General features: G+C 33.1%; 20 protein-coding genes. 15 read left to right on the forward strand and 5 right to left on the reverse strand.

Annotated elements, in window-relative coordinates; all coding sequences use genetic code 11:
• Nucleotides 1-240: 240 nt before the first annotated feature.
• The 8 genes from ileS (at nucleotide 241) to AAFU52_RS07440 (ending at nucleotide 9,348) form a co-directional block, all read left to right on the forward strand.
• Nucleotides 241-3,645: an isoleucine--tRNA ligase gene (gene ileS / locus AAFU52_RS07405; protein WP_438425982.1), complete on the forward strand. Its 3,405-nt coding sequence runs from the start codon at nucleotides 241-243 to the stop codon at nucleotides 3,643-3,645.
• Between the two features lie 5 nt (nucleotides 3,646-3,650).
• Nucleotides 3,651-4,034 (forward strand): TraR/DksA family transcriptional regulator, encoded by a 384-nt coding sequence (locus AAFU52_RS07410; protein ID WP_024768351.1) that lies wholly within the window; start codon nucleotides 3,651-3,653, stop codon nucleotides 4,032-4,034.
• 188 nt (nucleotides 4,035-4,222) lie between these two features.
• Nucleotides 4,223-4,756 (forward strand): RNA polymerase sigma factor, encoded by a 534-nt coding sequence (locus AAFU52_RS07415; protein ID WP_024768352.1) that lies wholly within the window; start codon nucleotides 4,223-4,225, stop codon nucleotides 4,754-4,756.
• A gap of 5 nt (nucleotides 4,757-4,761) precedes the next feature.
• Nucleotides 4,762-5,556 (forward strand): HEAT repeat domain-containing protein, encoded by a 795-nt coding sequence (locus AAFU52_RS07420; RefSeq protein WP_438425983.1) that lies wholly within the window; start codon nucleotides 4,762-4,764, stop codon nucleotides 5,554-5,556.
• Nucleotides 5,557-5,581: 25 nt separating this feature from the next.
• Nucleotides 5,582-6,337 carry a DUF4097 family beta strand repeat-containing protein gene (locus AAFU52_RS07425; RefSeq protein WP_438425984.1) on the forward strand — a complete coding sequence of 252 codons (756 nt, stop codon included), beginning with the start codon at nucleotides 5,582-5,584 and terminating at the stop codon, nucleotides 6,335-6,337.
• A gap of 35 nt (nucleotides 6,338-6,372) precedes the next feature.
• Nucleotides 6,373-7,089, forward strand: coding sequence for a hypothetical protein (locus AAFU52_RS07430; protein ID WP_438425985.1), 717 nt, complete (start codon nucleotides 6,373-6,375; stop codon nucleotides 7,087-7,089).
• A 78-nt stretch (nucleotides 7,090-7,167) separates the two neighbouring features.
• The gene (locus tag AAFU52_RS07435) at nucleotides 7,168-8,616 is read left to right on the forward strand and encodes a S41 family peptidase (RefSeq protein WP_438425986.1); all 1,449 of its coding nucleotides are present in this window, start codon (nucleotides 7,168-7,170) and stop codon (nucleotides 8,614-8,616) included.
• A gap of 129 nt (nucleotides 8,617-8,745) precedes the next feature.
• A complete protein-coding gene (locus AAFU52_RS07440; protein WP_035090110.1) occupies nucleotides 8,746-9,348 on the forward strand; it encodes a lipoprotein signal peptidase in 603 nt (200 codons plus the stop codon).
• A 19-nt stretch (nucleotides 9,349-9,367) separates the two neighbouring features.
• Here the strand turns inward: AAFU52_RS07440 and AAFU52_RS07445 are convergent, their stop codons facing one another.
• The 5 genes from AAFU52_RS07445 to AAFU52_RS07465 form a co-directional block, all read right to left on the reverse strand.
• On the reverse strand, nucleotides 9,368-9,769 hold the full coding sequence (locus tag AAFU52_RS07445; protein WP_024768357.1) for a response regulator: 402 nt from the start codon (nucleotides 9,767-9,769) through the stop codon (nucleotides 9,368-9,370).
• Between the two features lie 65 nt (nucleotides 9,770-9,834).
• Nucleotides 9,835-10,404, reverse strand: coding sequence for a 5-formyltetrahydrofolate cyclo-ligase (locus tag AAFU52_RS07450; RefSeq protein ID WP_024768358.1), 570 nt, complete (start codon nucleotides 10,402-10,404; stop codon nucleotides 9,835-9,837).
• On the reverse strand, nucleotides 10,397-11,377 hold the full coding sequence (locus tag AAFU52_RS07455) for a succinylglutamate desuccinylase/aspartoacylase family protein (protein ID WP_024768359.1): 981 nt from the start codon (nucleotides 11,375-11,377) through the stop codon (nucleotides 10,397-10,399). The genes AAFU52_RS07450 and AAFU52_RS07455 overlap by 8 nt, the downstream gene beginning before the upstream one ends.
• 4 nt (nucleotides 11,378-11,381) lie before the next feature.
• Nucleotides 11,382-12,254, reverse strand: a complete 873-nt coding sequence (gene rimK, locus AAFU52_RS07460; protein WP_438425988.1) for a 30S ribosomal protein S6--L-glutamate ligase — start codon at nucleotides 12,252-12,254, stop codon at nucleotides 11,382-11,384.
• Nucleotides 12,254-12,724 (reverse strand): ATP-dependent zinc protease family protein, encoded by a 471-nt coding sequence (locus AAFU52_RS07465; RefSeq protein ID WP_438425989.1) that lies wholly within the window; start codon nucleotides 12,722-12,724, stop codon nucleotides 12,254-12,256. The genes rimK and AAFU52_RS07465 overlap by 1 nt, the downstream gene beginning before the upstream one ends.
• Nucleotides 12,725-12,849: 125 nt before the next feature.
• Between AAFU52_RS07465 and uvrC the strand changes: the two genes are divergently transcribed.
• From uvrC to AAFU52_RS07500, 7 genes are all read left to right on the forward strand, one after another.
• A complete protein-coding gene (uvrC, locus tag AAFU52_RS07470) occupies nucleotides 12,850-14,649 on the forward strand; it encodes an excinuclease ABC subunit UvrC (RefSeq protein WP_024768362.1) in 1,800 nt (599 codons plus the stop codon).
• A 2-nt stretch (nucleotides 14,650-14,651) separates the two neighbouring features.
• Nucleotides 14,652-16,934 (forward strand): patatin-like phospholipase family protein, encoded by a 2,283-nt coding sequence (locus tag AAFU52_RS07475; protein ID WP_438425990.1) that lies wholly within the window; start codon nucleotides 14,652-14,654, stop codon nucleotides 16,932-16,934.
• 179 nt (nucleotides 16,935-17,113) lie between these two features.
• Nucleotides 17,114-18,271: a homogentisate 1,2-dioxygenase gene (locus tag AAFU52_RS07480; RefSeq protein ID WP_024768364.1), complete on the forward strand. Its 1,158-nt coding sequence runs from the start codon at nucleotides 17,114-17,116 to the stop codon at nucleotides 18,269-18,271.
• 189 nt (nucleotides 18,272-18,460) lie between these two features.
• Nucleotides 18,461-19,600 carry a 4-hydroxyphenylpyruvate dioxygenase gene (hppD, locus tag AAFU52_RS07485; protein ID WP_438425991.1) on the forward strand — a complete coding sequence of 380 codons (1,140 nt, stop codon included), beginning with the start codon at nucleotides 18,461-18,463 and terminating at the stop codon, nucleotides 19,598-19,600.
• Between the two features lie 205 nt (nucleotides 19,601-19,805).
• The gene (locus tag AAFU52_RS07490) at nucleotides 19,806-20,798 is read left to right on the forward strand and encodes a fumarylacetoacetate hydrolase family protein (RefSeq protein WP_024768366.1); all 993 of its coding nucleotides are present in this window, start codon (nucleotides 19,806-19,808) and stop codon (nucleotides 20,796-20,798) included.
• A gap of 507 nt (nucleotides 20,799-21,305) precedes the next feature.
• Nucleotides 21,306-22,085, forward strand: coding sequence for a DUF3108 domain-containing protein (locus AAFU52_RS07495; RefSeq protein WP_024768367.1), 780 nt, complete (start codon nucleotides 21,306-21,308; stop codon nucleotides 22,083-22,085).
• Nucleotides 22,085-23,050, forward strand: coding sequence for a tryptophan 2,3-dioxygenase family protein (locus AAFU52_RS07500; RefSeq protein WP_024768368.1), 966 nt, complete (start codon nucleotides 22,085-22,087; stop codon nucleotides 23,048-23,050). The genes AAFU52_RS07495 and AAFU52_RS07500 overlap by 1 nt, the downstream gene beginning before the upstream one ends.
• Nucleotide 23,051 lies beyond the last annotated feature (1 nt).

A 23,051-nucleotide genomic window follows, 5' to 3' on the forward strand; every position in this document is an offset into this window, starting at 1 on the left:
AATCTAACCGCTGGCAAATGATTTTAAAAAGAGATCTCATTATTCGACATTACATATCGTTTATTTCAAAATTAATATTACTACTACTAGGTGTGTTTTCGATAAAAATTCAATGAAAAATTGAATTCTATGTTAAAAAATCATATTTACCTAACAATTATTTCATATCACATTCCAAATTCACCCTTCTTTTTTCCAGAAAATCCTTATTTTCGCACACTTAATAGAAAGAACGATCAAATGAGCACGAAGTTTCCTGAATATAAAGGACTTGACTTACCTAAAGTAGCTGACGAAATACTGGATTTCTGGCAACAGAATACCATATTTGAAAAAAGTATTAGTGAACGAGATGGAGCAAAACCGTTTATCTTTTTTGAAGGTCCTCCTTCAGCAAATGGATTACCGGGAATTCATCATGTAATGGCTCGTGCAATTAAAGATATATTTTGTCGCTATAAGACACAAAAAGGATATCAGGTGCAACGTAAAGCCGGGTGGGATACACACGGACTTCCGATAGAACTTGGTGTAGAAAAAGAATTAGGAATTACCAAAGAAGACATCGGTAAAAAAATCACTGTAGAAGAGTATAATGAAGCTTGTAAAAAAGCTGTGATGCGTTATACCGATATCTGGAATGATCTTACACAAAAAATAGGATATTGGGTAGATATGGAGGATCCATATATCACCTATAAATCTAAATATATGGAAAGTGTATGGTGGTTACTTTCTCAGATTTATAAAAAAGGATTATTATACAAAGGATATACGATACAGCCGTACTCTCCTAAAGCAGGTACAGGACTAAGCTCACACGAACTTAATCAACCTGGTACGTATCAGGATGTTACCGACACAACAGTTGTAGCTCAATTTAAAGCTAAAAAAGAAACATTGCCTTCGTTTTTGCAGGAGATAGAAGAAGCTATTTATTTTTTGGCCTGGACGACAACTCCATGGACTCTTCCTTCGAATACAGCATTAACAGTAGGTCTCAAAATTGATTATGTAGTTGTAAAAACATTTAATCAATATACTTTTGAACCGATTCATGTTGTTCTTGCAAAAAATTTGGTAGGAAAACAATTTGCCGGCAAGTTTGTGCAGGCAGAAACTAAAGAAGAACTAACTACATTCAAAGAAGGAGATAAAAAGATTCCTTATTTCATCTTAAAGGAATGTAAAGGAGCAGATCTGATAGATATCCGTTATGAGCAACTTATAGATTATGTGCAACCATACCATAACCCAGAGAATGCCTTTAGAATCATTGCAGGTGATTTTGTAACTACCGAAGATGGAACCGGGATAGTACATACTTCGCCAACTTTTGGTGCAGATGATGCACTAGTAGCCAAACAAGCAAAGCCCGAAGTACCTGCATTATTAGTAATGGATGAAAATGATAACCTTGTACCTACTGTTGATTTACAAGGGCGATTTATCTTGCAAATGGGTGATTTGGGTGGTAAATATGTTAAAAATGAATATTACGATGATGGTGAAGCTCCAGAGAAATCTGTTGATGTAGAAATAGCCATTAAACTAAAAATAGAAAATAAAGCCTTTAAGGTCGAGAAATATGTACACAGTTACCCAAATTGCTGGCGTACCGATAAACCTGTTTTATATTATCCTTTAGATTCGTGGTTTATAAAAGTAACCGATTTTAAAGATCGTATGCATGAGCTTAATCTGGGTATCAATTGGAAACCTAAAGCAACTGGTGAGGGCCGTTTTGGTAACTGGCTGGCTAATGCTAATGATTGGAATCTATCTCGATCTCGATTCTGGGGTGTTCCATTACCAATCTGGAGAACAGAAGATGGTAAAGAAGAACTTATCATCGGCTCTGTTGAAGAATTAAAAACCGAAATGAGTAAAGCGGTTAAGGCAGGGGCACTCGAAGCAGATATATTTGCAGACTTTGCAGTTGGCGATATGAGCGAAGAGAACTATGATAAAATTGATCTTCATAAAAATGTGGTAGATCAAATTACCTTAGTATCTCCTACAGGAAAACCTATGAAACGCGAAAGCGATCTTATCGATGTATGGTTTGACTCTGGGTCAATGCCTTATGCGCAATGGCATTATCCTTTTGAGAATAAAGAAAAGGTAGAAGCAGGAGGAAGAAAAGCCGATTTTATAGCCGAAGGAGTAGATCAAACTCGTGGATGGTTCTATACACTTCATGCAATAGGAACCATGATCTTTGATGATGTTGCCTATAAAAATGTAGTATCTAATGGTCTTGTATTAGATAAAAATGGACTGAAAATGTCTAAAAGACTAGGTAATGCAGCTGATCCTTTCGAGACTTTAAAAACTTTTGGACCAGATGCTACCCGATGGTATATGATTAGTAATGCCAATCCTTGGGATAACCTGAAATTTGATTCTGAAGGAATTGCAGAGGTTCGCCGTAAATTTTTTGGCACACTATATAATACGTATTCATTCTTTACTTTATATGCCAATATCGATAATTTCACTTATACTGAAGCCGACATCCCATTAGCAGAACGTCCTGAGATTGATCGTTGGGTTCTAAGTGAGCTACATACCTTGATCAAAAATGTAGACACCTATTATAATGATTACGAGCCTACAAAGGCAACCAGAGCAATCTCTGATTTTGTTCAGGAAAATCTAAGTAACTGGTTTGTACGCTTAAGTAGAAGGAGATACTGGAAAGGCGATTATCAAAAAGATAAAGTTTCTGCCTATCAAACATTGTATACCTGTATGTTAACCATTGCTAAATTAGGAGCACCGGTAGCACCATTTTTTATGGATCGATTATATAAAGATTTGGTAACAGGGACACAAAAAGAAGATTTTGAAAGTGTTCATTTAGCGCATTTCCCTGAGTATAATCAGGATTTTGTAGATACACCTTTAGAACACAAGATGCAGAAAGCGCAGACTATATCTTCTTTGGTACTTTCTCTTCGTCAAAAAGAAAAAATCAAAGTTCGACAGCCATTACAGCGTATTATGATTCCTGTGCTAAACGAAGCCGAAAAGAATGAAATCAATGATATTGCAGATCTTATAAAAAGTGAAGTTAATGTTAAAGAAATAGAGCTTATAGATGATGCATCGGGTATTCTGGTAAAGCAAATCAAGCCTAATTTTAAAACATTAGGCCCTCGCTTTGGTAAAGATATGAAACTGATTGCCAGTAAGATACAGTCATTCGATCAAGAAACCATTAAAATTCTTGAACAAACAGGGCATTTTGATGTAGAAATTAATGATAAAATTATTACATTAGGTACCGATGATGTAGAGATAAGCTCTCAGGATATTGAAGGTTGGTTAGTAGCAAATTCTGGAACTTTGACTGTAGCATTGGATGTAACGATAAGTTCTGAGCTTAAAAAAGAAGGAATCGCCAGAGAGCTTGTAAATCGTATTCAAAACATTCGTAAAGATAGTGGTCTTGAGGTGACTGATAAGATAAAAATTGTTTTCCAAGAAAATGAAGCTATTAAAGAAGCTATCGCCACTAATGAGAATTATATTAAAAATGAAACCTTAACCGAGACAATTGAATTTGCATCAGATGTAATAAATGGTACAGAAATTGCGTTTGACGACATTGCAACCCAATTGATAATAAAAAAACATTAAGAAGTATGGCAGAAGATATCAAAGTAAGGTACAGCGACGCTGATTTAACGATGTTTAAGGAAATCATCGTAGAAAAAATGGAAAAAGCACAGAAAGATTTAGAATTAATAAGAAGTGCTTACAAAAATGACGGAAATAACGGTACAGATGACACTTCACCAACGTTCAAGGCATTTGAAGAAGGAAGTGAAACTATGTCTAAAGAAGCAAATACACAACTTGCTATTAGACAAGAAAAATTTGTACGCGATTTAAAGAATGCTTTATTACGTATTGAAAACAAAACATATGGTATTTGTCGTGTAACAGGAAAATTAATTAATCCTGATCGATTAAAACTGGTTCCACATGCTACATTAAGTATCGAAGCAAAAAATATGCAGAGTTAAATACAAAAAAATAATCTATAATTTTAGATTTGACCTCACCGGTTTTTAAACCAGTGAGGTCTTTTTTTTATCTTATATTAAATAGATTATAAAATGAGACTAAAAGAATTTGATTTATCTGATATTAAATGTAACCTTTTTAAAAAAACAAGGTATTAGTAATAGAAACCAACCAAAAGAGTAACATCTTGAAAAATCTAACTGACGAAGAATTAATGATTCTGGTATCCAATGGTAATCTGGATGTAATGAGTGTCCTTTTTGAAAGATACCATATCAAAATCTTTAATTTCTTATTAAAAATGACGAGAGATCGGGAGATCAGCCAGGACATTACACAAGAAGTTTTCTATAAGGCGATTAAATATAGATCCTCTTATAAAAAAGGAAAGTTTTCATCGTGGATCTATACCATTGCCAGAAATATATTTAGCGATCATTATCAAAGTCAAAAAACAGTCGCTCAACGCTTTGAAAATGTCGAATATAAAATAGAACAAAAAGAGCAAGATAATATCGAAATAAAGGAGACTAATGAGGAATTATATCGAGCATTAAATCAACTTAATAAAACTGATAAAGAGCTCGTTGTTATGAATCGATATCAAGGAATAAAGTATCAGGAAATAGCCGAGATCACGGGCTCTACAGCAGGAGCTGTAAAAACCAAAGTTCATCGGGCTATCCATAAACTAAAAGATTATTATTTACAAAACATATAACTGTTATGAACTGTAAAGACATACAAAATCAACTGATTGATTATATAGATCATAATCTGGATCAGGAAACATATCAAAAAGTAGAAGTACATCTCAAAAGCTGTAAACAGTGCAAAACAGCCCTACAAGAACTTCAAACCGTTTTTGAAGCTATACATAACACTTCTTCTCAGGAACTTCCTGATCAAAGTTTACAAATGAACTTTGAGGAAATGTTGAAGAAAGAAAAAGAGGGAGTCAATGATCCTAAGATTGTATCCTTAAATCCAACAACCAAAAGCTCCTGGAAAACAGCTTTGCAGATCGCTGCAACTATTGCACTTGTTCTTTCGGGGTATTTCTACGGAAAACTAGAGAATACCGCATCACTTTCTGAAGAAATGGCAGTATTAGAAAAAGAAAAATATCAAATGAAGCAAACGATGACTATTTCTTTAATAGAAAATGAATCTGCAAGCAAACGCCTACAGGCTGTAAACTACGCAGAAGAATTTGAAAAACCAGGAAATGACATCTTAAACGCTTTAATCAATAAAATGCATTATGACGATCATACCAATGTGCGATTAGCTGCAGCAGAAGCACTGGCAAAATTTTCGGATTCTGAGATGGTTCGTAAAGCATTAATCAATGCCTTGGATATTGAACAAGATCCAGGTATACAAATTGAATTAATTCAAATATTAGTTTCTATTCAGGAAAAACGCGCAGTTCCTTCTATGGAAAAATTACTTCAGAAAGAAGAAACACCAGATTATGTAAAAGATCAGGTAAAAATTGGGTTGCCCAATTTAATTTAAAAGTACAATCAAAAAACAAATAGTCATGAAGAAAATAGCAATCGCATTACTAGTATTTATAGTAGCAGGAAATCTAACCGCACAAGATTATAAACACTCTCTACAAGGAGTCAAAAAAGTAAGAATAGCTTCAGAATCTGGAGTTATCGCAAAAACTCACAGTCAAAATGAAGTATTGATCAAAGGAGAAGGAAGAAAAACTCCCGAAAAAGCCAGAGGATTAAAGGCCGTGTATTCTGGCGGAAGCGACAACACCGGTATAGGGATTTATATTCAAAAAGAAGGAGAAACGCTTATTATCAGAAACTTAAAAGGTATGCATAGCGAGACCTTAGAAATCTATCTCCCAAAAGAGATCAACATCACTACAGAGAGTAGTAATCTGGGAAGCTTATCTTTTAATGGGTTTTCTGCCGAAATAGAAGCAAGAACCAATGTTGGAGGTATTACATTAAAAAATGTTACAGGTCCAATTGTAGCCAAAACTGCAACAGGTGAGATTAATATTGTATTCGACAAAGTAAGCCAAAGTTCACCAATTTCTATTGTATCTGCTACGGGAGCGATCGATGTAAGTCTGCCATCTAGCACTCCTGCAAACCTAGAATTAAAAACTTCTATGGGAGAAATCTATACTGATTTTGATATAAAATTCCCCGTTGAACATAAAGACATGAAAGTAATCAGTGGCAGAAGAGCTATAAACACCAAAATAAATAATGGTGGAGTTGATATTACCCTAAGGTCATCCACAGGAAATATTTACCTGAGAAAAAAATAGTAGAGGTCATCAATTAATCAAAAAAAACAACGAACATGAAAACTGTATTAAAACTCATCCTATTGTGCTTTGTTTCATTACAAATAAATGCACAGAAAGTAATCCAAAAAGAACTTACCACTTCTGCCGATCTAATCAAAGTAGAATTTAAATTTGCCCAAGACATCGTTATCAAAACATGGGACAAAAGCAACGTATCTTTAAAAGCCAGTGTAAGTATTAATGGCGGTGAATTTGACGATTATTTTAACTTAAAAATAAAGAACACCTCATCTGTTCTGGATATATCATCAGACTATGGTGATCTATTCGACAAGTGGAAAAAAGAACGTGGTGGATCAAACCGTAAAAACAATTGGGGTCCTTGTAATAATTTAGATATTGATGCTATGTACACCTTGTATCTTCCAAAAAATTCTACTCTAAGAGTAAAAAGCATTTCTGGAAACGTACAGTCTGAAAATTATCAGGGAGAATTAATTGTAGATATTATTAGTGGAAATATCGATATAAAAAACTACAATGGAGATCTTAATCTTAAAACCATAAGTGGTGATATAGACATCAATGTTTCAAAATCGAGATTAAAAGCTGAAACAGTTACCGGAATGATTTATTCTGATAAAGACATGAAATTTGATCATGGTAAAAACAGAGTAGTAGGGAGTAAAGTAACAGGTACTTTTGGAGACGTAAGAAGCGAGCTAAAACTTGGAACCGTGAGTGGAAGTATATTTATTAGAAAACAATAATGAGAAGAATATGAAAACAATTGCCTTAGAAAAATAAGGTAATTGTTTTCTATTATACAACAGTAAATATCCAATGTAATGAAACCAGTATTTCTTTTATTCTTTTTCACTTCATTTTTTACTTTTTCACAAAATTGTTCTTGCGAAGATAATTTCAACTGGTTAAAGAAAACATTTGAAGAAAACGATGCTGGTTTTCTTTATACATTAGAGCAAAAAGGAGAAGACCTTTATGCAAACCATAATAAAAAATTTAGAGCTAAAATAAAACCTGTTAAAACCATTAAGGAATGCTCTTCTGTACTAAATGACTGGCTTCGGTTTTTTAGATCTGGGCATATAGGAGTACGGATTAATAATCAACAAAACAAAGTTCAAAATGGATCTTCTGATACTGAAACTTTAGATCAATTTAAGGATTGGGAAAAATATGATATAGGAGAAAAAGAATTCGAACACTATATTTCTAAATTAAAAAACACTACTTATGAAGGGGTATGGGAATCAAAACCGTATAAAATTGGTGTCATAAAAACCAAAAACGAATATATTGGATTTGTTCTTGAAGCTGATGGAGTTTACTGGAAAAAAAATCAAATCAAATTTAGGGTCAAAGTTTCTGAAAATGACCAGAAAGAAGCTGTTTATTACATGAAAGATCATTCTGCCAGAATATTTAAAGATATAAAATTGGTTGGAAAAAATTACCTACAAATGGGCTTTATCACTTTAAAAAGGTTAAAACCATATTTTGAAGTTGATAAAACGATAGAAGAACATTTCGCGTTAATCAAAGCCCAAAACCCTATGATTAAAGAGTTAAATGACAATACCATTCTTCTTAGAATTCCATCATTTTCATATTCTAACAAAAAATATATAGACAGCTTGATTATGGTTAATCACGATCAGTTGACTCGTAAAAAAAACCTCATCATTGATGTAAGAAATAATGGTGGAGGAAGTGATGCTAGCTATAAAAAAATCATTCCTTATTTGTATACTAACCCTATACGCACAGTAGGTGTTAAACTGCTATCGACACCACTTAATAATAATCGAATGAAGAAATTCATGAAGGACCCTAGCTGGTCTGCTGAAGAAAAGAAATGGGCAAAAGAAGGGTTGGAAAAATTGAATAAGCATATTGGTGAATTTGTAAATCTTGATGACACCATAATAGATATCAAAAAAATAGATACTATCTACCCTTACCCAAAAAATGTTGCTATTGTAATTAATAAAAATAATGGCAGTACAACAGAACAATTTTTATTAGCAGCAAAGCAAAGTAAAAAAGTGAAACTCTATGGCACTACTACAACCGGTGTTTTAGATATTTCAAACATGAATTTTGTTGATTCTCCCTGTAAAGATCTACAATTGGGATATAGTTTATCCAAAAGTATGAGAATACCAGAAATGACAATTGATAATAAAGGTATTCAACCAGATTATTATATCGACAAGAGCATTCCTGATTATCAATGGATCAAATATGTTGAAAAAATACTAAAAGAAGACTAGTCATAAATTTTATCTTAATGCTGAACAAAAATTCATAAATCTTGTAGCTAAAACAATAAGTATCTATAAAACAAAATAAAACACTATTTTTGTCCGTCGCTTTTAACAGCCAAGCAAATTAATACTTATATGTCTTTAAAGAAATCTATTTTAGTTATAATTTTAGTGTTACTTATTGATCAGATCACCAAAATTTATATTAAAACTCATTTTACTCTTCATGATAGTGTCGAAGTATTCGGTTGGTTTCGCATCATATTTGTAGAAAATAAAGGGATGGCCTGGGGATTTGAACTTCCGGGTAATTATGGAAAACTTATTCTTACTTTATTTAGAGTAGTTGCCATTACAGGAATCGGATATTGGTTGTACGATTCTGTTCGCAAAAACAGCCCTACTATTCTTACCTTCTGCATTGCATTAATTTTTGCTGGTGCTTTTGGAAATATTATTGATTCTATCTTTTATGGTATCTTATTTAGTGAAAGCACACTTGTGGAGATTGCAAGTTTCTTACCAGAAGGTGGTGGTTACGAAAGTATTTTTTATGGTAAGGTAGTCGATATGATTCAGTTTACCTTCTATGATGATATTCTGCCAGATTGGATTCCGTTTATGGGAGGCAAACATTTTTCATTCTTTGATCCTGTATTTAATATTGCCGATTCTGCAATAAGTATTGGTGTATTCTTATTGATTGTTTTTAACAAAAAAGCATTTCCGAAAAAATAAAATAAGTATTAAATTCTAACTATATCAATATTCTCTCGAAGTCATCTAACTTAATGGGTTTGGTAAGATAATCCGACACTATATCAATAGATTTGGCACGTTCTATATCTCTGGAATCTATAGAAGAACTTACTACATAAAGGCTAATTTTTTTTCTAATTTGATTTTTGATTTTAGAGAATTCATTCAAAAATTCCCAACCATCCATAACTGGCATATTAAGATCTAAAAAGATAATCTGTGGCACCTCTTCGTTTTCTTCTTTCAGTAAAGACTGTAGAAAAAAATCTAAAGCTTCTTTACCATTGTTAAAAACTAAAACAGACTCTGATAGTTTTTTTAATTCAATGATCTTGCTTAGTAGATTAATATAAATATGGTCATCATCAATGATGCAAACACTTTCTATATTTTGGGGCATTTTTTAGAGGATACAAGTTAAAATATCTAATATACAAAAGTATTCTTTATTTCAGAAAATCCTATTTACTTCTTAATAGAGTAAACCTCTGTTGGAGTAACACAAAAATCAAGTGGTATATCTGCTGTCGTTACATTTTCTATTTCTTCTTCAGCAGAAAAAAAAGAAAGGCCAATTTTTAAAGTATTGGGATTACATTTTGCCAAAAACTTATCATAAAACCCTTTTCCATAACCTACTCTATTCCCATTTTGATCAAATGCTAATAAAGGCACAAAAACTACTTCTATTTTATCTTCGGGGATTGGGATCCCATCAATTGGTTCCGGAATTCCCCAAGAATTCACTTTTAACGCAGTGGTATCTGTAAGTAAAAAATGCTGCAATGTATTCTCTTTAAAATTACTTTTTGATACGATGACATTTTTATCCTTTCCCAGGAGAATATTCAACAAAAATTCTGTGTTGATCTCTTTCTTTTGATCAATAGATAAAAAAATATGATAATACGACTTTTCCCAAATAGGTAATTCGAGCAATCGATTTGCTATATCAATGCTTAGATTCTCAACTTCTTCGTTACTTAAATGAGATCTAAGGGTTTTATATTTAGCTCGTAGTTCTTTTTTATTCATTGACTAATTCTTTAGTTATACGAAAAATAGCATCTCCTTTATATACAATTGAAGATTCATTTACATTTATCACATACCCTTCATTATTTGCTTTAACCACATGCCTCATCTTACCATAAGGGTCTGTAATTGTTGCCATAATCTCTCCTTTTTCTATATGTTTTCCAATGGGTACTTTAATATGCAATAAACCACTATATTTTGCGCGCATCCATACGCTTTTTATGACAATTTGAGTATCCGATTTCTGAACTAGAGATTCAAATTCGGTGTTCAGCATTCCCAGATGATCTAGTATCCGCATGGTTCCCTGTACTCCCTCTCTGGCTATTTCTTTACTACTGTTTTGGGATTTTCCTCCTTCAAATAATAATATATCTTTTCCTTTTTTGGCACAGGTAGCTCGATATGATCCTTCAAGATTCTTAGAAAAAAGAGTGAACGGAGCATTAAAAATTTTTGCCAAAGCTATCAATCTTTCATTTTTAGGATCCACTCTGATGTGTGGAGCATTAAATCTACTGGCCCCTCCGGTATGAAAATCTAAACAAAAATCTGCTGCTGGTAAAATCTCATTTATAAATTGATAAGCAAAGCGACTGGCTAGAGATCCATTTTTGGTTCCTGGAAAAACCCGATTAAGATCTCGACCATCAGGAAAAAAACGATCCATACTCAAAAAACCAAATACGTTAAGTACAGGAATACATATGATACTACCTTTTGCAGGCTTATTGATTTTTTTTGCAATGATCTGCCTCACAACTTCTACTCCGTTGATCTCATCTCCATGAATTCCTGCAGTAATAAGCACTGTAGGACCTGGCTTTTTTGATCTTTCTATAATTATAGGTATTTCTACCTTGGTAGAAGTATATAACTTGGCTATATTAAAATTTATTGTTGTACTTGTCCCGGGCAATACTTCTTTACCAAGAATATTAAGTATATTTTTTCCTGTTACTTTGGTCATTGTATTATAAACTTCTTTCAATATAACGAATAATGGTTTTTGCGATATCTTTTCCTGTAGCTTTTTCTATACCTTCTAAACCTGGAGAAGAATTAACTTCGAGAATGAGAGGTCCTCTATCACTTTGTAGCATATCTACACCTGCTACACCCATTTTTAAAGCTTTCACTGCTTTTATAGCAGCTTGTTCTTCTTCTTCACTAAGAGTAATCACCGATGCACTACCTCCTCTATGTAAATTAGATCGAAACTCACCTTCTTTACCTTGTCTTTTCATAGCTCCGACTACTTTTTCATCAACAACAAGAACTCTTATATCTGCTCCTCTGGCTTCTTTTATAAACTCTTGTACAATTACACGAGCCTGTAATCCATTAAAAGCTTCTAACACAGATTCCGCAGCAGTTTTAGTTTCGGCCAACACAACTCCTAATCCCTGGGTTCCTTCTAATAATTTAATAATTAAAGGAGCTCCTCCTACATGAGATATAACCTCAGAAACATCTTTAGAATAATTGGTAAATACTGTTTTCGGAAGTCCCAATCCTGCTTTAGATAATATTTGTAAACTTCTTAGTTTATCCCTAGATTGTAGTAACGCCTGTGATTTAAGCGTAGTAAAGACATTCATTAACTCAAACTGTCGTACTACCGCAGTCCCGTAAAAAGTAATAGAAGCTCCAATTCTGGGAATCACAGCGTCTACATGATCTAATTTTTTACCTCGATAATAAATTTCAGGCTTTTGTTTTTCAATGATAATATCGCAATTAAGAGGATCTATTACCTGTACATTATGCTTTCGTTTTACTGCTGCCTGAACCAAAACATCAGTAGAATATAAATTTGCGCCACGCGACAAGATTTTGATATTCATTACCGTTTTCTATTATAAGACTGATTTTCTAATTGGGGGTCAACCAAAAACTTACCACTTAAAAATTTACGGCCAATTAACACTGGAAAACGCATATCATCACGGGGAGATAATGTAAGAGTTATAGGATACGTTTTATCAAATACAATAATTTGTGTTCTAATGGCATATCGCACTTCTACTTTTCCATTATTACTTTTTACTGCGGTAATGTCATAATTTTTAAATGTAAATCTTTTGCCATTATGTTCTGAATGCGCTATATCAAGAAGATTGCATTGCAATGTTTGATCAACCTCTCTTATATCAATACAGTGAATAGATGAAGTATATACTCCTGTATCGATTTTGGTATCGATATCTTTCAATTCTAAAAGAGGAAAATCCACTTTATCAGTCCTGCCAATTATTTTCTTTTCTTTCTCCAAAAGATATGATTGATATTGCGCTACTAATGTAATAAAAATCAATAAGCATTGTATTACATCCTCACTATTTAATAGAAAACCATAACACTAAACAGTACTTAACAAAAATTTAAACTCCTAATATTCGTATTACAATTGAGGTAAACTCTTAACTTTACCATTCGAATATGCAAGAAGCTACTTTAGACATACAAATTAAAATATTACCTACCAGTCCTGGAGTATATCAATATTATGATAAAGACGATACAATACTCTATGTAGGAAAAGCAAAGAATCTAAAAAAAAGAGTCTCTTCTTACTTTACAAAGAATCATGATAACTATAAAACTAAGGTTCTTGTAAAGAAGATTCATACTATAAAACATATTGTTGTTGAAACAGAAACAGACGCGCTGTTATTAGAAAACAATCTGATTAAAAAATATTTACCCAGGTTCAATGTCATGCTCAAAGATGATAAAACATATCCTTGGATTTGTATCAAAAAAGAGCGTTTCTCCAGAGTATTTCTTACTCGTAATCTTATCAAAGATGGCTCAGAGTACTATGGCCCTTATACTTCTGTAAAAACAGTACATGTCCTTTTGGATCTTATTAAAGAACTATACCAGCTTAGAACATGCACTTATGATTTATCCCAGGAAAAAATAAATAATGGAAAATATAAAGTCTGTTTAGAATATCATTTAGGTAATTGTAAAGGACCTTGCGAAGGGTTACAAGATGAAAAAGAATATCTCGAAAACCTTGAAGCTATTCGTCAAATTGTAAAAGGAAACTTTAAAGATTCTCTTAATCGCTTTAGAGGTCAAATGATGATACATGCAGAAAAAATGGAGTTTGAAGATGCCCAGCGGATTAAGGAAAAAATACAAATACTAGAAAACTACCAGGCAAGATCAACTGTAGTTAATCCTAAAATAAGTAATGTCGATGTGTTTTCTATCATATCAGATGAATCCTATGGGTATATAAATTTTCTTCAACTATCCTATGGTGCGATAATTAGATCACATACTACAGAGGTTAAAAAGAAATTGGACGAGTCTGATAAAGAACTTTTGGAACTTGCCATTATTGAACTCCGACAGCGTTTTAACTCTACATCTAAAGAAATATTTGTTCCTTTTAATGTAGAAGTAGGAGAAGGTCTAAAAATCACAATTCCGCAATTAGGTGACAAAAAAAAGATTGTAGACTTATCTTTAAGAAATGCAAAATACCATAGACAAGAACGTTTTAAGCAAATCAAGATCATGGATCCTGATCGACATATAAAACGCTTGATGGCACAAATGAAAAAAGACTTGAGGTTACCCGAAGAACCAAGACATATCGAATGTTTTGACAATTCGAATATCCAGGGGACTAATCCAGTCGCTGCCTGTGTGGTATTTAAAGACGGAAAACCCAGTAAAAAAGAATATAGAAAATTTAATATAAAAACGGTAGAAGGTGCCAATGATTTTGCTTCTATGGAAGAAGTCGTATATCGACGATATAAACGATTAACAGAAGAGAATCAACCTTTACCTCAACTAGTGATTGTAGATGGAGGGAAAGGACAGCTTTCTTCAGGATTAAAAGCTCTGGACGCATTGGGTTTAAGAGGAAAAATAACCATTATTGGTATTGCAAAACGATTAGAAGAAATTTATTATCCAGGAGATTCTATACCACTATATTTAGATAAAAAATCAGAATCCTTAAAGGTCATACAACATTTACGAAATGAAGCACACCGATTCGGAATTACTTTCCATAGACAAAAAAGAAGCAAAGCCGCTTTAGATACCGAATTAGATTTAATTCCTGGGATTGGAGAAAAAACCGTAATAGAATTATTAAAAAACTTTAGATCTGTAAAAAGAATAAGTGAAGCTTCTAAACACGAATTAAGTGAAGTGATAGGGGATTCGCGCGCAACCAAAGTGTATAATTATTATCTTTCTAAAAAAGAATAAGCGTGGCCAGACACAATACATTAAGATTTTTTTTATCTGGAATACTACTTTTAGTATTCCTCACTCCCGATATAATTTGGTCGCAAGAAAAACAATCCTTAGAAGTTCACGATAATCCTGCTACAGAAGATCTAAAGATAGGATTAGTCTTAAGTGGCGGTGGTGCAAAAGGACTTGCTCATATTGGTGCTTTAAAAATAATAGAAGATGCAGGAGTACGTATCGATTATATTGGTGGTACCAGTATGGGAGCTATTGTAGGAGCTTTATATGCTTCTGGATATCGTGCGGCAGAACTCGACTCTATCTTTAGGGCTGTTGACTTTGATGCATTTATACAAGACGAACTTCCGAGAAGTGCTAAAACTTTTTATGAACGAGAAGATTCAGAAAAATATGCCATAACCCTTCCTTTTGATAAATTTAAAATCGGTTTACCCAAAGGGCTATCTAAAGGACAAAATTTTTATAACCAATTCTCAAGATTTACAGCTCATGTAAGTGAAATACGTGATTTTAATGACCTGCCAATCCCTTTTTTCTGTATGGCTACTAATATTGAGACTGGAGAACAAGTACTGCTGGACAAAGGATATTTGCCCGATGCTGTTGCTGCTAGTGGTGCATTGCCCTCTGTTTTCAGCCCTGTAGAATTAAATGGAATTTTAATGACAGACGGAGGAGTGACCAATAACTATCCTGTTAAAGAAATTAAAGAAAAAGGAGCAGAAATAGTAATAGGGATTGACGTACAAGACAGCCTAATGTCTAGAGACCAACTAACCTCGGTAACTAATATCATGCTTCAAATCAACAATTTCAGAACTTATGAAGCCATGAAAAATAAAGCTTCTGAAACAGATTTATACATTAAGCCTTCGATAACGGATTTTTCGGTAATCTCTTTTGACCAGGTTGATAAAATTATTGCTAATGGCGAAAAAGCTGCCTTTGCAAATTATGAAAAGCTCAAAGCAATTGCAATGCGTCAAAAACCTCGATCAAAGAAACCTGTAATTGCTAAAAGCTCAGAAAACATATTGGTCAGCAGTTTGGCCATTTCAGGAAATGAAAGATATACAAGAGCTTATATCAAGGGAAAGCTAAAACTAAAAACTCCTAGAGTTACTACCTATGGAAAATTAAATGAAGGCATTAACAACTTATCGGCAACGGGAAATTTTGATCGTGTAAGTCACAAACTCATTGACACAAAAGATGGCAAGCATCTAGCACTTAATGTAAAAGAGAGTGATAACAAAATGTTACTACGTTTTGCACTTCATTATGATGATCTATATCAAACTGCAGCCCTAATTAATGTTACCAGAAAAAGCCTGTTATTTGATAATGATGTACTTTCTGCCGATGTAGCTTTAGGTGATAATATTCGTTATAATCTGGACTACTATATAGACAAAGGTTTTTATTGGAGTACCGGGCTAAAAGTTCGCTATACCAATTTTAAAAAAGCGATTGATTTTGATTTTATAGGAAGATTTGGAGAAATCCCTGATTTAGATATTAATACTATCGATGTAGATTATACCGACTATAATGCACAAATCTATGCAGAAACCTTATTACAACAAACCTTTTCTGTTGGATTAGGTGCAGAATATAAACGCCTTAGTATTATTTCTGAAACGTTTGGAGAAGATGAAAATCAAATTCCAAGAACTGTATTTGATGACAGCGATTATTGGAGTGCCTTTGGGTATATTAAACTAGATACTTATGACAATAAATATTTTCCAAAGCGTGGATTTTTATTTGAAGGTGATATCCACACCTATCTCTTTTCTTCTGATTTTACAGAAAGTTTTGATGAATTCTCAATTACCAAAGCGCAACTAGGGTTCGCTACACCATTATATAATGATTTTTCTATGAATATTAGCCTGGAAGCAGGTACTAAAATTGGAAATACTTCTCTAAGTTCTCTCGATTTTCTACTTGGAGGTTTTGGCGCTAAAACTATTAATAATTTTATTCCTTTTTATGGATATGATTTTTTCGGAATGACAGGGCAAAGTTTTGTGAAAGCCTTACTATCTGTAGATTATGAGATGTTTAAAAATAACCATATTAACGCATCTGCCAACTTTGCAAATGTAGGCAATAAGTTATTTAGTACCGGAAAATGGTTTGAAGGCCCAGAATTTTCTGGTTATGCTTTGGGTTATGGCTTGGATACCTTTGCTGGACCCGTACAAGTTAAATATTCTTATTCCCCAGAACTAGACGAAAGTAGCTGGTTTTTTAGTATTGGTTTTTGGTTTTAAAAAATTATACTGCAAAAGAATAGAAATATTTACGATATTTGTATTGTTATGAACTTGTTTTGGCAGGATTTACTATTATTACTACACTACCTTATTAAGCGCAATCCCGAATAAGGTAGATCTGCTATTTATTATTGTCTTATTAAAAAAAGTAGTTAATATTATAAATTTGCAACATCATGCCTTTTTATCATACTCTCGGGGAAATACCCCCAAAACGCCATACCATCTTTAAAAAACCCGATGGTAATTTATATTATGAGCAATTATTTGGAACAATAGGTTTTGACGGAATGTCAACCAATTCATATCATTGCCATAGACCGACACAAGTAAAAGAAATTAAAGGAAGTTATAGTGTAGCTCCCAAAGTAGCTATTAAAAATAATATCAAATCCTATAGACTCCACGGCTTTAAAGTCAATCCGGAAAAGGATTATTTACAGAGCAGAAAAAATGTACTAATCAATAGTGATGTAAGTATTATTTTATCTGCCCCTCAGGAATCCACTACCGATTATTTTTATAAAAATACAGATGCGGATGAGTTAATTTTTGTACATCGCGGAAGTGGAAAATTTCGTAGCCACCTAGGCAATCTCGATTTTAAATATGGAGATTATATATTGATTCCCAGAGGAACTATTTATAAACTTGATTTTGATACTTCTGATAATCGCTTGTTTATTGTAGAATCAAGAAGACCAATTTATACTCCAAAAAGATATCGAAATTGGTTTGGGCAATTGCTAGAACATTCTCCATTTTGTGAGCGTGATATCAGGACTCCATACGAATTAGAAACTAACGATGAAAAAGGAGACTTTTTAATCAAGGTAAAAAAGCAGGATGAAATTTTTGATATGATCTATGCTACACATCCGTTTGATGTGGTAGGATATGATGGATTTAATTTCCCTTATGCCTTTTCGATACACGACTTTGAACCTATCACTGGTAGAATACATCAACCACCACCAGTGCACCAAACATTCGAAACTGATGCTTTTGTGATTTGTTCTTTTGTACCAAGACTATATGATTATCATCCAGACAGTATTCCTGCTCCCTACAATCATAGTAACATAGATAGTGATGAAGTATTATACTATGTAGATGGTGATTTTATGAGTAGAAACGATATTGATGCAGGACATATTTCCTTACATCCTGCAGGGATACCTCATGGTCCTCATCCTGGAGCAGTAGAGCGAAGTATTGGGAAAACCAAAACTGATGAATTAGCCGTTATGGTAGATACCTTTAAACCTCTTATGGTTACCGAAGAAGCTATGAAAATAGCCGACGAAGACTATCATAAATCCTGGCTTGAGTAACACATCAGGAAATGTTTTATAACCAAAATAGCTTTAAAAAAGATAATTTGTTATGCTAAATTACAGGAAAGATATTACAGCGCATTTAAGAGCCATGTGGTAATGTTTTTAGACTACCCTATTCGAGAAAAATCATGAATATATTTTTCTCATTGACTCATTTATTTAACTATAAAAATTAAAAGCATTATGTCGACCAACATAACACCTCAGAATTTAGAAAAAGTAGTTCCACAAGCAGAAGATTTCTTGCCGCTATTAGGAACAGATTATGTAGAACTCTATGTAGGTAATGCCAAACAAGCGGCCTATTATTATCAAGCAGCATGGGGGTTTCAAATTATAGCCTATGCCGGATTAGAAACAGGACGCAAGGATAGTGTTTCTTATGTACTACAACAGGATAAAATAAGATTGATTCTTACTTCTCCTCTACAACCAGATGGAGATATTAACAAACACATAAATGCCCATGGTGATGCAGTAAAAGTAGTAGCTCTTTGGGTTGATGACGCTACCAAAAGCTATCAGGAAACCGTAAAACGTGGTGCCGAATCCTATATGGAACCCACCGTTGAAGAAGATGAAAACGGTCGTGTTGTGTTTTCGGGAATCCACACTTATGGAGAAACAGTACACATTTTTGTAGAACGAAAAAATTATCACGGAATATTCTTACCCGGCTATATGGCTTGGAACAAACCCTATAAAACAGAAACTACAGGTCTTAAGTTTATTGATCATATGGTAGGTAATGTAGGATGGAATGAGATGAACAAATGGTGCGAGTTTTATGCCAAAGTTATGGGGTTTGCACAATTAGTCTCTTTTGATGATAAAGATATTTCTACAGAATACACAGCCTTAATGAGTAAGGTAATGAGTAATGGTAACGGCCGTATAAAGTTTCCTATAAACGAACCTGCAGAGGGAAGAAAAAAATCTCAAATTGAAGAATATATCGATTTTTATAATGGTGCCGGAGTGCAACACATAGCATTAGCTACCGATAACATTATTGAAACCGTTTCTTCACTTCAGAATCGAGGAATAGAATTTCTTACTGTTCCTTCTAGTTATTATGAAACTGTTTTGGATCGAGTTGGAGAAATCGATGAAGATCTTGCACCACTTAAAGAATTAGGAATTCTAATCGATCGGGATGATGAAGGATATCTGCTTCAGATTTTTACTAAACCAGTCTTAGATCGCCCAACAATGTTTTTCGAAATTATACAACGTAAAGGAGCTCAGTCTTTTGGTAAAGGTAATTTTAAAGCATTGTTTGAAGCTATCGAGAGAGAACAAGAACAAAGAGGTACGCTTTAAAAAGAGCATAACACTACATTTTAAGAAAATAGACTTATTATTTTCTTACCATTTTTATATACCAATTATTTAGAACTTATCTTTTAATTGGTATATAATGTATGGTATAGTATTTCTAAAAAATCAAACAAAAGTTTCCCGTAAAAATAGTTTCCTCGAAATGAAATTATAATACAGGTTATGAACTTCAAAGAAAAACGATACAATGAAATTAGCAACAATAAAAAATAACAGCCGAGACGGACAACTAGTGGTAGTAAGCAGGGATCTAACCAAAGCAATAAAAGTTCCTGAAATTGCTCAAACAATGCAAGAAGCCTTGGATAATTGGGATGATATTTCTCCTAAACTAGAAAAAGTGTACGATCAGTTACAAAATAATACATTACCAAATACTTTTGATTTTGATTCGACCGAAACCATGGCTGCAATTCCCAGAGCCTATCATTGGGCAGACGGTAGCGCCTATGTTACTCATGTAGAACTAGTAAGAAAAGCAAGGAATGCCGAATTACCAGAGACTTTCTGGACCGACCCCTTAATGTATATGGGAGCTTCTGATGCATTCATTGGAGCAAATGAAGATATTGAAATTGAAAAAGAAGAGTGGGGAATAGATTTTGAATCTGAAGTCGCTGTAATAACAGATGATGTTCCTGCTGGTGTAAGTGCAAAAAATGCTCAAAAGCATATTAAACTTGTGGCAATCATTAATGATGTTTCATTAAGAAATTTAATCCCTAATGAGCTAGCTAAACAATTTGGGTTTTATCAATCTAAACCATGGACCACATTTTCTCCGGTAGTAGTTACACCAGATGAACTAGATGATGCCTGGAGTAATGCAAAAGTACATCTACCGTTAGTCTCTACATTAAATTCTAAAGTTATAGGATCACCTAATGCAGGAATAGATATGACTTTTGATTTTGGCCAATTGATTGCTCATGCAGCTAAATCAAGATCTTTAATGGCTGGATCCGTAATAGGCTCAGGCACTGTTGCTAACCAAGGGAGTCCAGATGGATCAAGTTGCTTGGCAGAAGTTAGATGTTTAGAAATTATAAAAAACGGGAAACCATCCACTCCTTTCATGAGTTTTGACGATCGTATAGAAATCGAAATGAAAAATAAACAAGGAGAAACAATTTTTGGAAAAATAGATCAGGTAGTAAAACAATACGAACCTATAAATTAAATAAATTGTGAATTTAACATTTTTAATCAAAGACAAGTTAACTCAAGTTATCGACAAGCAGATCAAATCTCCTTTTTAAATTTAAAATGGAAAGAATTTTGGTTAAAAAAAATAACTGAAATAGGCTCTTTTTTATGGATTAAAACTACTTTTTGATTTTTGAGAAAAATGCAATTTTCGTAGCAATCGATATAAACTTTTGTTAAATTTCATAATAAAAAAACGTTTTCGTTTGATAATTATTCAAAAAAAGTCCATTTTTGCATATAATAGGTGGAGTGGTTACCGCCTATATCTAAAACAATAATTATTCTCATAATTTAAGTTTTTAGTTGGTTAATAAAAGTAAAGAAGAGAGCTGTGGTGGCTCTCTTTTTTTGTTTATATTTTTAGATTAGATAACAATATTCATTTTTATCTCTTCATATTAAATAGTATTTTTGGAATGGATATTGTAATTGCATATTCAAATAATATGTATATCAAATAATAACAATGCCCTAAACTATGAAAAAGTATATCATAATATTGCTTTTGATAACAAGTATAGTTCCTGCTTTTGCGCAAGAGAACCATAAAGCATTCGATTCTGGAGAATGGTTTAAATTCAGAATTCATTATGGTCTTTTTACAGCTAGTTATGCTACACTTGAAATTAAAAAAGAGCAGTTAAATGGGAAACCAGTACATCATATAATTGGTACAGGTAAATCATCTGGTTTTTTAAGTGTCTTTTTTAAAGTAGAAGACTATTATGAAACTTATATTGACATGGATAGAGTAAAACCATATCGTTTTATTCGAAAAATAAATGAAGGAGGGCATACCAAGAATATAGAAATTAACTTCGATCATAATGAAAACAAAGCATTAGTTTTCAACAAAAAACACAACACAAAAAAATCTTACCCTATACAATCTGATGTACAGGATATGATGTCTTCTTTTTACTACTTGCGTAATAGCATTAATACATCTTCTCTAAAAAAAGGAGACGAACAATATGTAAATATGTTTTTTGATAATGAAAGCTATCGTTTTAAGTTAAAATTCTTAGGAAGAGAAGTAATTAAAACCAAAATGGGTAAAATTGCATGTTTAAAATTTAGGCCATATGTCCAAGCAGATCGAGTTTTTAAAGAAGAAGAAAGTATGACTGTATGGGTAAGTGATGATGATAATCGTATGCCTGTAAGAATAAAAGCTGATATTGTTGTAGGCTCGATAAAAGCAGATTTAGATGCATTTAAAGGACTTAAACACCCATTTAAAATTATAGTAGATTAATGAATGAATCTATAAAACCAGAGATTGCTGAAAAAATAAAGCAACTAGAAAAGAAATTTAAAAATTCTGGCCAGGATTTGGGATCATATTTGGATGGCTTGCTTCATGATCGATATTTAACCTATTGGGACTATATACATCTGGACACTCTATTAAGTTTGCAAATTCCAAGAACGCATTTTCCCGACGAAGAAATTTTTATTACTTATCATCAGATTACAGAACTTTATTTTAAGCTCATTATACATGAGTTAAAACAAATTATTGATGATAAATTACAAAATGCAGCGTTTTTTACCGCTAAAATTGATCGAGTAAATCGTTATTTTAGAGTTTTGATCAATTCTTTTGATGTCATGATTAGAGGAATGGACAAAGAACAGTTTCTTAAATACCGAATGTCTCTTCTGCCAGCAAGTGGTTTTCAATCGGTGCAATTCAGGTTGATCGAAATATATTCAACTCCCCTTGCAAATCTTGTAAGTGCTAAAGAAAGAAGTTTATTTTCTGAAAAAGATGTCCTCGAAGAAGTATTCGAACATTTATACTGGAAATCTGGTGCTACTGATAAAGAAACTGGTGAAAAAACACTTACCCTTAAGCAATTCGAATATCGATATACGCCAAGAATGATGCGTATTGCTCACCAGGTACAACACAGCACTATTTTTCATAAATACCTCGAACTACCAGAAAAAGAGCAAAATAATGTGCTCCTTATCGAAGCTTTGCGTACTTTTGACATTAATGTGAATGTTAATTGGTTATTAATGCACATGGGTGCTGCCTATAGGTATCTCAATAAAGAGAAAGGTGAAGTTTTGGCCACAGGAGGAACGAACTGGAAAAGTTTCTTGCCTCCAAGTTTTCAAAGAATTATGTTTTTCCCTAATCTTTGGACCAAGGAAGAAAAAGAAAACTGGGGCCAACAATGGGTTGCTCATCAATTTAATGCCGCAAAATAAA

This window comes from Aquimarina macrocephali (assembly GCF_051627225.1).
Classification (GTDB): Bacteria; Bacteroidota; Bacteroidia; order Flavobacteriales; family Flavobacteriaceae; genus Aquimarina; species Aquimarina macrocephali.